The organism is Streptomyces sp. NPDC043861 (assembly GCF_056435905.1).
In genome coordinates this window covers 924,223-936,988 of the sequence record NZ_JBWKDP010000001.1, presented here as the reverse complement: position 1 = coordinate 936,988, position 12,766 = coordinate 924,223, and the positions used below count along the sequence as shown (strand labels likewise).

At 71.0% G+C, this 12,766-nt stretch carries 13 protein-coding genes; 5 read left to right on the top strand and 8 right to left on the bottom strand.

The features are described 5' to 3' along the window. Nucleotides 1-40: 40 nt before the first annotated feature. Both AC068D_RS03905 and AC068D_RS03900 read left to right on the top strand, forming a co-directional pair. Nucleotides 41-496, top strand: a complete 456-nt coding sequence (locus AC068D_RS03905) for a universal stress protein (protein ID WP_478821307.1) — start codon at nucleotides 41-43, stop codon at nucleotides 494-496. A gap of 110 nt (nucleotides 497-606) precedes the next feature. Next, the gene (locus AC068D_RS03900) at nucleotides 607-2,043 is read left to right on the top strand and encodes an amino acid permease (RefSeq protein WP_478821306.1); all 1,437 of its coding nucleotides are present in this window, start codon (nucleotides 607-609) and stop codon (nucleotides 2,041-2,043) included. Nucleotides 2,044-2,238: 195 nt separating this feature from the next. Here AC068D_RS03900 and AC068D_RS03895 read toward each other — a convergent pair whose 3' ends face one another. Next, nucleotides 2,239-3,444, bottom strand: coding sequence for a CapA family protein (locus AC068D_RS03895; RefSeq protein ID WP_478821305.1), 1,206 nt, complete (start codon nucleotides 3,442-3,444; stop codon nucleotides 2,239-2,241). A 281-nt stretch (nucleotides 3,445-3,725) separates the two neighbouring features. On the opposite strand from AC068D_RS03895, the gene AC068D_RS03890 reads away from it, so the two are divergent. Together AC068D_RS03890 and AC068D_RS03885 are read left to right on the top strand one after the other, a co-directional pair. After that, nucleotides 3,726-4,271 carry a sigma-70 family RNA polymerase sigma factor gene (locus AC068D_RS03890; protein WP_478821304.1) on the top strand — a complete coding sequence of 182 codons (546 nt, stop codon included), beginning with the start codon at nucleotides 3,726-3,728 and terminating at the stop codon, nucleotides 4,269-4,271. A 207-nt stretch (nucleotides 4,272-4,478) separates the two neighbouring features. Further along, entirely contained in the window at nucleotides 4,479-4,994 is a 516-nt protein-coding gene (locus tag AC068D_RS03885) for a hypothetical protein (RefSeq protein ID WP_478821303.1), read from the top strand. Nucleotides 4,995-5,052: 58 nt separating this feature from the next. Here AC068D_RS03885 and AC068D_RS03880 read toward each other — a convergent pair whose 3' ends face one another. The 6 genes from AC068D_RS03880 to AC068D_RS03855 all read right to left on the bottom strand — a co-directional run bounded on the left by AC068D_RS03880 (nucleotide 5,053) and on the right by AC068D_RS03855 (nucleotide 10,971). After that, nucleotides 5,053-5,520 carry an HIT family protein gene (locus AC068D_RS03880; protein ID WP_478821302.1) on the bottom strand — a complete coding sequence of 156 codons (468 nt, stop codon included), beginning with the start codon at nucleotides 5,518-5,520 and terminating at the stop codon, nucleotides 5,053-5,055. Between the two features lie 88 nt (nucleotides 5,521-5,608). Continuing rightward, nucleotides 5,609-6,820, bottom strand: a complete 1,212-nt coding sequence (locus tag AC068D_RS03875; protein ID WP_478821301.1) for a histidine kinase — start codon at nucleotides 6,818-6,820, stop codon at nucleotides 5,609-5,611. Then, the gene (locus AC068D_RS03870) at nucleotides 6,817-8,550 is read right to left on the bottom strand and encodes a sodium/solute symporter (RefSeq protein WP_478821300.1); all 1,734 of its coding nucleotides are present in this window, start codon (nucleotides 8,548-8,550) and stop codon (nucleotides 6,817-6,819) included. Before AC068D_RS03870 ends, AC068D_RS03875 begins: the two co-directional genes overlap by 4 nt. Nucleotides 8,551-8,572: 22 nt before the next feature. Beyond that, a complete protein-coding gene (locus AC068D_RS03865) occupies nucleotides 8,573-8,953 on the bottom strand; it encodes a DUF485 domain-containing protein (RefSeq protein ID WP_478821299.1) in 381 nt (126 codons plus the stop codon). A 764-nt stretch (nucleotides 8,954-9,717) separates the two neighbouring features. Then, nucleotides 9,718-9,990 carry a hypothetical protein gene (locus AC068D_RS03860; protein WP_478821298.1) on the bottom strand — a complete coding sequence of 91 codons (273 nt, stop codon included), beginning with the start codon at nucleotides 9,988-9,990 and terminating at the stop codon, nucleotides 9,718-9,720. 168 nt (nucleotides 9,991-10,158) lie between these two features. Beyond that, a complete protein-coding gene (locus AC068D_RS03855) occupies nucleotides 10,159-10,971 on the bottom strand; it encodes a LytR/AlgR family response regulator transcription factor (RefSeq protein WP_478821297.1) in 813 nt (270 codons plus the stop codon). A 165-nt stretch (nucleotides 10,972-11,136) separates the two neighbouring features. Here AC068D_RS03855 and AC068D_RS03850 point away from each other — a divergent pair, with 165 nt between their 5' ends. Then, nucleotides 11,137-11,820, top strand: coding sequence for an anti-sigma factor family protein (locus AC068D_RS03850; RefSeq protein WP_478821296.1), 684 nt, complete (start codon nucleotides 11,137-11,139; stop codon nucleotides 11,818-11,820). A gap of 15 nt (nucleotides 11,821-11,835) precedes the next feature. On the opposite strand, the gene AC068D_RS03845 is transcribed toward AC068D_RS03850, so the two are convergent. Continuing rightward, nucleotides 11,836-12,699 carry an Fpg/Nei family DNA glycosylase gene (locus AC068D_RS03845; RefSeq protein ID WP_478821295.1) on the bottom strand — a complete coding sequence of 288 codons (864 nt, stop codon included), beginning with the start codon at nucleotides 12,697-12,699 and terminating at the stop codon, nucleotides 11,836-11,838. Between the last annotated feature and the right edge of the window lie 67 nt (nucleotides 12,700-12,766).

Here is a 12,766-nt window from a genome sequence, read left to right as displayed (position 1 = left end):
CCCGGCCGCCTGTCGGGCGGCGATGGCCCCGGTGGCGTGAATGAACAGCCCCCAGGGGTTCGAGCGTGGCACGGACGGTCCGAAAGTGATCGTCGTGGGCCTGGACGGTTCCGACTCGTCGCTGCGCGCCGCGGCGTACGCGGGCGGTCCGGCCCGGCGGCAGAACGCCCTGCTCGCGGTGGTGTACGTGCAGCCGGTGATGCCGGCCGGCGCGACCCTCGGAGCCCCGGTCGCCGACCCCACCGGGGAGATCGCGCAGGGGCTGGTGGCGGAGATCCGGGCAGCAGTGGGGAGAGCGTGGAACATTTGGGACGTACGCTGGGAGTTCCACACCTTCCGTGGTGATCCGTACAGCGGGCTGGTGACGGCCGCGGACGAGCTGAAGGCGGATGCGATGGTGGTGGGCGCGTCGGAGTCGGCGGGACACCGGATCGTCGGCTCGGTGGCGGTGCGGCTGGTGAAGGCCGGGCGCCGGCCCGTGACGGTGGTCGCGTAGCCCGCCCGGATCCCTCATCCCGACGACACCGCATGTCGTCCCTCCGCTGCTGAGTGCCCTGGGCCATCATGAGCCGCCATCGGCCGGCAGCAGTCTGCGAAGGGTGACTCATGGCAGGGCTAGAGACGGGAAAGGGCGTACTGCGCCGCAAGCCCATCGAGCACATCGAAGAAGCTGCCCCCAGCGAGCAGCTCACCAGAACCCTGGGCCTGGGGCAGCTCACGGCGATCGGCGTCGGCGGCATCATCGGCGCCGGGATCTTCGCGCTGGCCGGGGCGGTCGCCAACCAGACTGCGGGTCCCGCCGTGCTCATCTCGTTCCTGATCGCGGGCGTGGCGAGCGCGGCCGCAGCCTTCTCGTACGCCGAGTTCGCGGGCCTGATCCCGAAGGCGGGGTCGGCGTACACCTACGGATACGCGGTGCTCGGCGAGCTGGCGGGCTGGTTCATCGGCTGGGACCTGCTGCTGGAGTACACGGCGATCGTGGCGGTGGTCGCCATCGGAATCTCGGGCTACTTCGGCTTCCTCCTGGGCGCGATGGGAGTGGATCTGCCCACGTGGATGCTGGGTGCGCCGGGCACGGGCGAGGGGCACCAGGTCGACCTCTTCGCGATGATCCTGTGTCTGTTCACCGCCTATCTGCTGACGCTCGGCATCAAGAACGCGGCACGGTTCGAGACCGTCGTGGTGGTGCTGAAGGTCCTGGTCGTCCTGGTGGTGATCGCCGTCGGCTTCTTCCACATCGACACCTCCAACTACAACCCCTTCTTCCCGTACGGCATCAGCGGGGCATTCACGGGTGCGGCGACCGTCTTCTTCGCGGTGTTCGGATACGACGCCATGTCGACGGCGGCCGAGGAGTCCCGGGACGCCCAGCGCCACATGCCCAAGGCGATCATCTACTCACTGGCGATCTCGATGGTGCTCTACGTGCTGGCCTGCCTCGTGCTGACGGGTATGCAGAACTACACGGAGATCGACCCGGAGAGCGGCTTCTCCTCGGCCTTCGAGTCGGTCGGGCTGCCCGGTCTCGCGAACGTCATCGCCGTGGGCGCGATCGTCGGCATCCTCACCGTGATGTTCACGTTCATGCTGGGCGTGACCCGGGTGTGGTTCTCGATGAGCCGCGACGGGCTGCTGCCGCACTGGTTCGCGAAGACACACCCGACACGGCACGTGCCGGTGCGGGTGACATGGATCGTCGGCGGCGCGTCGGCCCTGATCGCCGGGTTCCTGCCGATCGGCGAGGCGGCGGAGCTGACGAACATCGGCATTCTGCTCGCGTTCGTCGTGGTGTGCATCGCGGTGATCGTGCTGCGCTACCGGCAGCCGGATCTGCCGCGCTCGTTCCGCTGCCCCGGTATGCCCTTCGTGCCGGCCATCGGAGTGGTGTTCTCCATCTGGCTGATCACGTTCCTGTCGTGGCACACCTGGGTGCGCTTCGCCGTGTGGCTCCTGTTGGGCCTGGTCATCTACTTCGGGTACTCGTACCGGAATTCGGGACTGGCGAAGGCGGAACGGGAGGGCACCGGACCCCTGCCGAGGTGAATCGCGCCGCGCGCCCGCTCGGGGGGCAGAACCCCGCCGGAGCACGAGCGGCAGGCGAGCACGGCCCGGCACCGCGCGGCCGGGCGCAAAGCCGAGTGCCGCGCGGGGCCGGGCGCGTTGTCCACCCCCGTGACACCCACGGTCTGCCGAGCGACCTGAGCCTGCGACCGAGTGACGGCACGGATCCGGTGCGGGTCAACGGCCCATGACGAGACCGTCGTCGACCGCCCCACGGCTGAGGACCACGCTGCGGATGCGGTCGCGTACCGCAGTGTGCCGGGCCGCTCCGCGGGCGATCTCGGCATTGAGGTCGAGTACGCGGCCGGCTTCCGTGTCCATCCACTGCGGGATGAACTCCGCCCCGACCACCTCCCATCGCCCGCCGGGCCGGGTGGGCGGGGCGAAGGTGAAGCGGCCGAGGGTGCTCTGATTGCCGCGTGGGTCGTGAACGCCCTCGCTGTTGGTCATCGGGCCGGCGATCTGGTCCCCCATGCCGTACACGACCCAGGTCCCATTGACCTTCTCGTACGCCTGCGGCACATGCGCATGCGTGCCGAGGACGAGATCGATGTCGGGACGGCGCCCGGTCCGCGAGGCGGTCAGGGTCCTGCCGAGCCGGAGCTGGCGGGCGTCGGGGGCGGTCTGCCATTCCGTGCCCCAGTGGATGCTGACCAGGACGACGTCGGCGCCGGCCCGACGGGCGGCGCGGGCATCCTCGATGATCGTCCGTTCGTCGATCGTCCTGACCGCCCACGGCTGACCGGAGGGGAGCGGATAGCCGTTGGTGCCGTACGTGTAGGCGAGCTGGGCGACCCTGGCGGTTCCACCGCGCAGCCAGGCGGGCCGGTGCGACTCCGCCTCGGTGCGGGCGGTGCCCGCGTGCCCGATGCCGGCACGGTCGAGGGCGTCCAGCGTGCGCCGTACACCGGCGGCGCCGTCGTCCAGGGAGTGGTTCGAGGCGGTGGAGCACGAGTCGTAGCCGGTGGCCCGCAGGGCCTCGGCGATCTGGGGCGGCGACTTGAAGGCGGGGTAGCCGGTGTAGGGGCCCACGTCCTCGCCGTACACCGTTTCCATATGGCAGATGGCGAGATCCGCCTGCGACACGACGGGTCTGATGCCGGAGAACATGGGTGTGAAGTCGTAGCCGTCTCCGTCGGCGTCCGCCTTCGCCTGACGGATGACCGAGGCGTGCGGGAGCACGTCCCCGCTCGCCACGAGCGTGAAGCCGCGCGGAGCCGGGCGGTGGTGCCCCGGTGGCGGCGGGCGGGTCCTGGACGCTCCGCTCCCCTGCGTGGCGGGAACGGTGCCCGTCGGATGCTCGGGGCCCGCACCGCAGCCCGTCAGGGTCCCGAGGAGCGCGGTGGCCGCAGCCAGCGCACTCCGGCGTCTGCCTGTGGTCATCGCCGGCTCCTCTCAGGGCTCGGGACGTAGCCGGGCAGAGGTCCGTCCGGACGTCGCCGCCGGACACAACGATCATTCAAGCACCAAGCAGTCCATATGACTTGTCGGCTCCATGTGGGTGCAGTCCTTTCCGGCCGCCCGTTCGGCGCACCATTCACCGCCCAGAGCGACCGCTCGGCGCAGATCCCGGTGCGGCACCTGCCGCTCCGGGTTCCGATGGGTTCGGATACGCCTCGTAGCAGCGAGTTCTCCGGAGACCACCTCGGGAAAGGATGCCGACGATGGCGACGGCAACGGCGCGGACCGACGAGCGGGCCCTGGCGGAGCTGAAGCGCGAACACGGTCCCGCCCTGATGGGCTTTCTCCTCGGCCTCACCTACGGGGACGAGCAGCGGGCCGAGGACCTCCTCCAGGAGACCCTGCTCAGGGCCTGGCAGCATCCCGAGGCGTTCGATGCGCCGTACGAGTCGATGCGTCCCTGGCTCTTCACGGTCGGCCGTCGCCTTGCCATCGACGCCCGCCGTTCCCGCCTGGCCCGGCCCGCCGAGATCGGCGACGGTATCCTCGCCGCCACCCCGGATCCCGCGGATGTGACCGATCGCGCGGTAGCCGCCCTGGACGTCCGCGCCGCGGTGCGGTCGCTGAGCCCGGAGCACCGGGCGGTGCTGGTGCAGATCTACTTCCAGGGCCGCAGCGTGGCCGAGGCAGCCCGGGAACTCGGTATCCCCGCGGGCACCGTCAAGTCGCGCTCGCACTACGCGCTGCGGCGACTGGCCCGCTGTCTGCCCGGCTACAGCCGCACGGCGTCGCTGTCCTCCGCCGCTTGAAGGACGCCCTCGAATCGCGCACCGTCGGGACCACTTCCGCCCCGGGTGCCCCTTCGGGAGGCTGCTCTCCCTGGGGCCACGAAGTCGCGTACCCGGGATTCGAAATCGGCCGCTCGAGTTGAGTAAAGAGGAACCCTGACGCGTGTCTCCCGGTGGAGGCTCGTCGTCGACAGTCGCGCCGAACACGTCCGGGAGAAGGTGGAGAGAGTGCTGCCCGAGAGTACGAACGGCACCAGCGGAGGCAGTCCGGCGGTGCCCATGGCCTGGCTGTGTGCCGAGTACATGGCGGACGAGATGCTGCGCACCGGGGGCCTGGTGGAAACCGGTTCGCTCGAGTTCAGAGCCGGCCGGGCGACCCTGGCACTGACCATCTATCTCAGTGGCGGTGCGGACGAGCCGCCCGTGGTCCGTACCGTGTCCCAACTCGACGAGTGGTTGTCACGGACAGCCTACGGACACCCCTGGCCGCAGTGGGTGCGGGAACGGCTCGCCGTCCGGGAAGCATTCGACGGTGACGGTCGGGAGCCCGGTCTGACGATGGCGCGGGAGGCCTGGCGATGGCTGGAGCGCACCGAAGTGCTCGCCGCCGACCTCGGCGACGAGAGCGGACCCGGCCGCCCTGCCCCGCCGACGGAGCCGGCGGTCGATGAGTCGGCACAGGTGTGGACCCCGGCCTGGCGGCTCGGGCTGCCGCTGGGGCACCTCGCGATCCATCTGTACTGAGTGAGGTACCGGCCTCCGTACCGAGTGGTCCCGGGCCCCGGCCGGCATCCGGTCCCGTTCAGCGCACAGCGGCCCTCAAGCGGCTGCACACCCGCTCCACCTCCGCCTCGTCCGGGAGGCGGCCCGCTGCGAACATGGCCATCTGGAGACCGGGCCCATGGGCGTCGTGCTCTGCCATGTGCTCGGCAAGGGCGGGCTGCACGACGAAGTGGATGTGCCCGGGAACGGCATCGGCGTGCGACCAGAGACAGACGTACACCTGCTCCGGTTCCATCACCGAAGTGACGGCCTCGCTGACGAGCCTCAGCAAGGGCCCGATTTCGGCGGACTCGTCGGCGGTGAGTTCCGCGACGTGCACCACATGCCTGATCGGCTTGACCACAACGGTCCCCAACCCCAGCGGGCCGATGCAGTGCTCGACGACCCAGTGCGCGGTCCGGTGAATAGTCCCGCCCGGCAACGGCACCTTTCCTGCGACGAGTTGGCAGGCCAGGCACCCGCTCCCGGTCCCCTTCCGATGCGGCATCGCCACCCCCGTACCTGTGCTGCAGCGGAATTCCGCAACGGTACCGGATCGCGGTGACGACACGGCAGGGTGCGCCGCGGCCGGTCCTTCAGCGCCCGGGGGCGTTCTTGTGCACGCCCGCCCGGTACTTGGGGATCCGTGCCGTGATCTTCATGCCGGCGCCGACACCCGTCTCGATGACCAGGCCGTAGTCGTCGCCGTACGCCTGCCGCAGCCGCTCGTCGACGTTGCACAGTCCGATGCCGGACGACCGGGTGACCTCGCCCGCGAGGATACGGCGCAGCTCCGCCGGGTCCATGCCGACGCCGTCGTCCTCGATGACGACCACCGCCTCGGCGCCCGCGTCCTGCGCGGAGATGGAGATCCGGCACTCGTCTCCGGAGTCCTCCAGACCGTGCTTGACCGCGTTCTCCACGAGCGGCTGCAGACACAGGAACGGCAGGGCGACCGGGAGCACTTCGGGAGCGATCTGCAGGGTCACCTCGAGCCGTTCACCGAACCGGGCGCCGGCCAGGGCCAGATACTGCTCGATACAGCGGAGCTCGTCGGCGAGGTGCGTGAACTCGCCGTGCCTGCGGAACGAGTAGCGGGTGAAATCGGCGAACTCCAGAAGGAGTTCACGAGCCCGCTCGGGATCCGTGCGGACGAATGACGCGATGGCGGCGAGCGAGTTGAAGATGAAGTGCGGGGATATCTGGGCGCGCAGCGCACGGATCTCGGCCTCGATGAGCCGGGTGCGGGAGCGGTCGAGCTCGGAGAGCTCCAGCTGCACGGACACCCAGCGGGCGACCTCGGTGGCGGCCCGGACCAGCACCGCCGACTCCTTCGAACCGTAGGCGACGAGCGCGCCGAGCACTCCTTCCTCGCCCGTGAGCGGGGCGATGACGGCCCACCGCAACGGGCACTCCAGCTCGCCGCACCCGGTGCGGACGCTTCGGCTGCGCCCCGACTCGAGCACCTCGGCGACGCGCTCCATCACCTGCTCTTGGTGGTGGTTGTCGCCGGGGCCGTCCCAGGCGAGGACCGATTCGCGGTCGGTGAGGCAGAGGGCCTCGGTGCCGAGAAGGGAACGCAGCCGCCGCGCGGCCTTGCGGGCGGTGTCCTCGGTGAGTCCGGCGCGCAGCGGCGGGGCGGCGAGCGAGGCGGTGTGCAGGGTGTGGAAGGTGGCCCGCTCGACCGGGGTGCCGAGGTCGAGATCGGGGTCGGAATCCCGCCGCGCGGTGAGCCGGCCCAGGCCGAATCCCGCTGCGAGCAGCACGGCCCCTGCTGCGCTCAGGGCGGCCAGCGCCATCCCGGTCATCGCTGCGCTCCTTCGGGCTGTGGCCGCCCGGCGAGGTCCTCGGGCAGATGGAGGCGGGCAAGGATGGCGGACGCCCCGGGCGGTATGTGCCGGGGTGTCGCCAGCGACACCAGCACCATCGTGAGGAAGCCGAGCGGCACCGACCAGACCGCGGGCCAGGCCATCAACGTGTGTGCCCAGCCCTGGGGGGCGAGCCCGGCACGGGTCGCCATGACGGCGGTCAGCGCTGCCCCGCCACCGGTGACGAGTCCGGCCGCGGCCCCCGGCGGGGTCAGCCGACGCCACCAGATGCCGAGGACGAGCAACGGGCAGAAGGAGGATGCCGAGACGGCGAAGGCGAGACCGACCGCGTCCGCGACCGGCACATTGGTGGCGACGACGCTCACGGCGAGCGGCACTGCCATGGCGGCGACGGTCGCGAGCCGGAAGTGGCTCACCCCCCGAGAGGGCAGCACGTCCTGGGTGAGGACCCCGGCGACGGACATGGTCAGGCCGGAGGCGGTGGAGAGGAAAGCGGCGAAGGCGCCGCCCGCCAGGAGGGCGCCGAGCAGATCCCCCGGAATGCCGCCGATCATCCGTTCCGGGAGGACGAGCACCGCTGCGTCGGCCTCGCCGGTGAGCGAGAGTTCGGGCGCATAGATCCGCCCGAGCGCGCCGTAGACGGGCGGCAGAAGGTAGAACGCACCGATGAGTCCGAGCACGACGAGCGTGGTACGGCGCGCGGCGCGCCCGTTGGGGCTGGTGTAGAAGCGCACGGCGACATGGGGGAGGCCCATGGTGCCGAGGAAGGTCGCGAGGATCAGTCCGTAGGTCGCGTACAGCTGGTAGCCGTCGCGTCCGCCCGCGAGCGGCTGGGACCAGCTGAACGGATCGGCACCGGTGGAGGCCCGCTCGGGGACCTGGGCGCCGCGTGGGAAGGTGAGATCGGTTCCGGCGTCGATGCGGTGGGTGCCTTCGCCGATGGTGATCCGCTCGCCGTCGTGCCGGATGCCGTCGATGCTCCCGGAGACGCTCACGGTGAGCGGTTGCTCCAGTTCGACGCGTACGGTGTCGTCGACCCGTACGGCGGTGTGCTCACGGAAGACGGTGGGGGCGTCGAACCGCGCTCGCGGGGCGTCGTCGCCGAACCAGGCGGCCGCGAGGAAGAGCGCGGGTACCAGCAGGGCGGTGAGCTTGAGCCAGTACTGGAAGGCCTGTACGAAGGTGATGGAACGCATACCGCCCGCGGCGACGGCGCCCGTGACCACGAGCGCGACGACGAGTCCACCGACCCAGTCCGGTGCGCCGGTGAGGATCTCCAGGGTGAGCCCGGCGCCCTGGAGCTGCGGCAGCAGATAGAGCCAGCCGATGCCGACGACCAGCAGACTGGCGAGCCGGCGCACGACTCCCGATTCAAGCCTGGCCTCGGCGAAGTCCGAGAGCGTGTACGCCCCCGAGCGCCGCAGCGGGGCTGCGACGAGCACCAGCAGCACGAGATAGCCGGCGGTGTAGCCGACCGGATACCAGAGCATGTCCGGACCCTGGAGGAGCACCAGCCCCGCGATGCCGAGGAAGGAGGCCGCGGAGAGGTACTCGCCGCTGATGGCGGCTGCGTTGAGGCCCGGTCCGACGGTGCGCGAGGCGACGTAGAAGTCCGAGGTGGTACGGGATATTCGCAGGCCGAGCGCGCCGATGAGGACCGTCGCGAGCACGACGAAGGTGACGGCCGCCACCGCGTAGGCCTGGTTCACCGGCTGGTCCCCACTCGCTCGCTCAGCGGCCTTCGACGAGCCCGGTGAAGTCGCGCTCGTTGCGCTCCGCGCGGCGCACGTACCAGCGCGCGACGATCCACATCACCGGGTAGACGACCACGCCGAGCATCACCCAGACGAACGGCCCGGGCGATGAGAACGAGCCGAGCACGGCGGCGGGGAACGCGAACAGCAGCGGCAGTGTGCCGACGAGGAGCACGAGCGTGCCGATGGCATAGAGCGCCACACGCAGCTGGCTGCGCATGAGGGAGCGTACGTACACGTCGCCCAGCGCGGTCTGCTCGCTGATCTCGGAGCGGGCCGGGGCATGGCCCGGCGGGCGGCGGGCGGCACGGGGCACGCCCGTGACCACCTCGCGGTGGGGAGGCTGCTCTGCAGACATCGTCGTCCGTTCCCGGCTTCTCTCGGCGACTCTTTCGGACGCGTGTCCGAGGGCTCCAGTGCTGTGGCCGGGAAGGTCCGCCCGGAAGCTCGTGGCGTCCTGTGCCTGGGGTCCCCCATGCACCAGGACCGAGGGGAAGCATCACAAGGCGGTGGGACACTCCCCCGGGCTCCGCCGGGAACATCCCCACCCGGCCGGAGGCCGGGGCAGATCACCCTCGAACCGGACGTACTCGGGCGATGCGACAACGCAGCGCGGGGGACCTCCCAGCGGTGGCCGATGGAGCGTCGTAGCCGTCGTCATGCGCCGGGTGAACCTCTCCGTCACAGCGCTAGGGAGTCTACGCAGGAGCCAGGACGGAGGGTAGGCGCTGCCCCGGTCCGGTCCCGGTCGGTCCCGGACGTCCACCCGCCGACCACCGTCGAGACGCGGCGGGCAATCCCGGCAGTCCGCTCCGGTCACGGCAGGGTGGCGCCTGCCGTGACCGCTGACGGATCAGCACATGGCTCGGATGATGAAGTCTCCACAGGCGCCTGCACGGGGTCTCCGCAGGTGCCAGGACCGGGGGAAGCATCACAAGGCGGCGGGGACACTCCCCCGGCTCCGCCGGGAACATCCCCACCCGGCCGGAGGCCGGGGCAGATCACCCCCGAACCGGACGTACTCGGGCGAAGCGACAACGCAGCGCGGGCGTACCTCCCAGCGGTGGCCGGCGGAGCGCCGCGGCCGTCGCCGTGCGCACGCCGGGGATCACGGGACAGCCCTCAGGCGCCGCGCCGCCGGCCGGCGCAGTCCGCAAGAGCGATCTCCAACTCGACGTAGGACTCCTCCGCGCGACGGAACGCGACCTCGAGGGCGGCTTCCGCGCGAGGACCGACGAGCCCCTGTGCGGATCCCCGGATCTCGTCCAGTACGTCGGCCCAGCGACCGGCGGCGCTCCTGGCCCTGGCGATGACTGCTTCGACGTCGCAGCTGCCGCCGGGACGGACCGAACGCAACCCGGTGAGCTCCTGGAGAAGCGCTTCGATATCGGACATGTCACCCCTTTGCCCTTCCTGATCAAGGGTAGGCGGGGAGCGGGCGCGCGGGGGACGATTCACGGGGCCGCTCGCCCGACGGGGCGACGGCGTCGCCGTGCGGGCGCACACGGGCGACGAGCGGCTCCTCGCACGCGTCGAACGGTCCCCGGCCGCCCGGGCCACGGGTCAGCGACGCGCGTGGCGCATCAGCAGATCCCGTAGCTGGCGTGCATGGCGACGGCTCACCGCGAGCTCCGCCGCGCCCACCCGGACAGTGGTCGCCCCGGCGTCCAGACGCAGTTCGTCGATGCGCCCGACAGCGACGAGATGGCTTCGGTGTATGCGTACGAAGCCTCGGGACGCCCAGCGTTCCTCGAGCGCGGACAGGGGAATCCGGACAAGATGGCTGCCCTCGGCCGTGTGCAGACGGGCGTAGTCGCCCTGGGCCTCGACATAGGCGATGTCGTCGATGGCGACGAACCGGGTGACGCCGCCGAGCTCCACCGGGATCTGGTCGGACAGCCCACCGGGCGCGGTCGCCCCCGTCACGGCAGGTGCCGTCTGCGGGGGCACGACCGCCGGCGCGGGCTGCCGGGACTCACGCGCCGCGTCGGTCAGTTCGCTGACCCGGCGCACCGCCTCGGCCAGCCGCTCCCTGCGCACCGGCTTGAGGACGTAGTCGACGGCCTTGAGGTCGAAGGCCTGCACGGCGAAGCCCTCGTGGGCGGTCACGAACACGATCAGGGGAGGGCGGGCAAAGCCGGCGAGCAGCTTGGCGACATCGAGCCCGGTCAGCCCGGCCATGTGGATGTCGAGGAAGACGACGTCGATGGCGTCGTCGCCGTCCGGCCCGGCGTCGAGCGCCCGGCTGATGCGGCGCAGCGCCTCGGTGGCATCGGTGGCGCCGTCGGCACTGTGCACCCGGGGGTCGGAACGCAGCAGGTAGAGCAGTTCCTCAAGGGCCGGTTTCTCGTCGTCGACAGCGAGTGCGCGCAGCATGCTGCGGAGTTTAGGCGCGGGCGGGAGGCGGGACCACGGGAGCCGTGCAGGCTTTTCCGACGCACGGATGAGCAGCGCGGCGCCCTCGTGCGTATTCCTGGACGACACCACGGTGCGTACGACCCGTATGGACCGTTCGTAGCCGACGAGCCGAAGGATTGGTCCATGAATCTGCGGGACCGGCACAGGGATGTGGCTGCCTATGCGCTGGGCGTCCTCGATCCCTCCGACGCGTTCCGCTTTGAGGAGCATCTGTCGGAATGCGTCCTGTGCGCGGTGCAACTGGCCGATCTCGGCCCGGTCGCATCAGCGCTGGGCGACCTCGCCGGGCCCGAGGGACGTGCTCTGCCCGGGGCCGGGCCGTCGCAGGACCTGCTCGACCGGCTGCTCAGGGAGGTCGCGCTGCGACGCCGGCACAGCTCACGGCGACGGCTGCGGCTCGTCACGGCCGCGGCGGCGCTGATCGTCGCGCTCCCCGCACTCGTGGTCGGCCTGACCGGCCGGGCGGGGAGCGGCGCCGCCGGGATGCACATGTCAGCGACGGATGCGGCGACGGGGGTGTACGGCGCAGTCGACCTCCACAAGAAGGCGTGGGGCACCGCGATCGCGCTGCGCATCGCGAAGCTGCCGGGGCCGCGGCTCTGCGAGTTGGTCGCGGTCGCCAAGGACGGCAAGGAGCATGCGGTCACCACCTGGTCGGTGCCGGTCGGCGGCTACGGCATCCCGGGCTCGTCCGCGACAGGGCAGCCGCTGGACCTCGAGGTGGCCACGGCGCTGGCACCCGACGAGATCGGCCGCTTCGAGGTCCGCAGCACGACCGGCGAGCGGCTGGTGTCCCTGGGCCACTGAAGGACCCGGGGCGCCCTATTTGAGCAGCCTCGACAGCCTGCGGTCGGCGAGGGGCCTGCCGCCTGTCTGACAGGTGGGGCAGTACTGCAGCGACGAGTCGTGGAAGGACACCTCACGGATGGTGTCGCCGCACACCGGGCAGGGCTCCCCGGTGCGGCCGTGCACCCGGAGTCCGCTCTTCTTCTCGGACTTGAGCTTCCCGGCTGCGAGTCCCCGCGAGCGGTCCACGGCGTCCGCGAGCGTGGTGCGCATCGCCTCGTGGAGTCCGGTGATCTCTTCCTCGGTCAGTTTCGAGGTGAGCTTGTACGGCGACAGCTTCGCGGCATGCAGGATCTCGTCGCTGTAGGCGTTGCCGATGCCAGCGATGAGGCTCTGGTCGCGCAGGGCGCCCTTGATCTGGCGGCGTTCACCGGCGAGCAGTGCGGCGAACTCGTCCCGGCCGAAGTCGCCGGCCAGCGGGTCGGGGCCGAGCCGGGCGATGCCGGGAACCTCGGCCGGGTCGTGCACGAGATGGACGGCGAGCCGCTTCGTCGTACCCGCCTCGGTCAGGTCGAAGCCGTCGCCGCCGGTGAGTGCGGTGCGCAGGGCAAGCGGACCCTTGCCCGGCCGGGGCACGCCCGAGGGGAGCACGTCCTTCCACTGCAGCCAGCCCGCACGGGCGAGGTGGAAGACCAGATGCAGCCCGGCCGACGTGACGATGTCGAGGAACTTGCCGTGCCGGTGCACGGCGACGGCCTCGGTGCCTTCGACGGCGCTGAGCGGCGGGTCGTACGTCTTGAGCACGCTGATCGCCACGGGCAGCACCTTGGCGATCTCCTTGCCGACCAGGTTGTCGTCGAGGAACTCTCTGAGCGCTTCGACCTCGGGCAGTTCGGGCATGCGTCCAGACTGCCGCAACGGGTCCCGGCCCGCAGACCGGACCGACGGACCGACGGACCGACGGAGA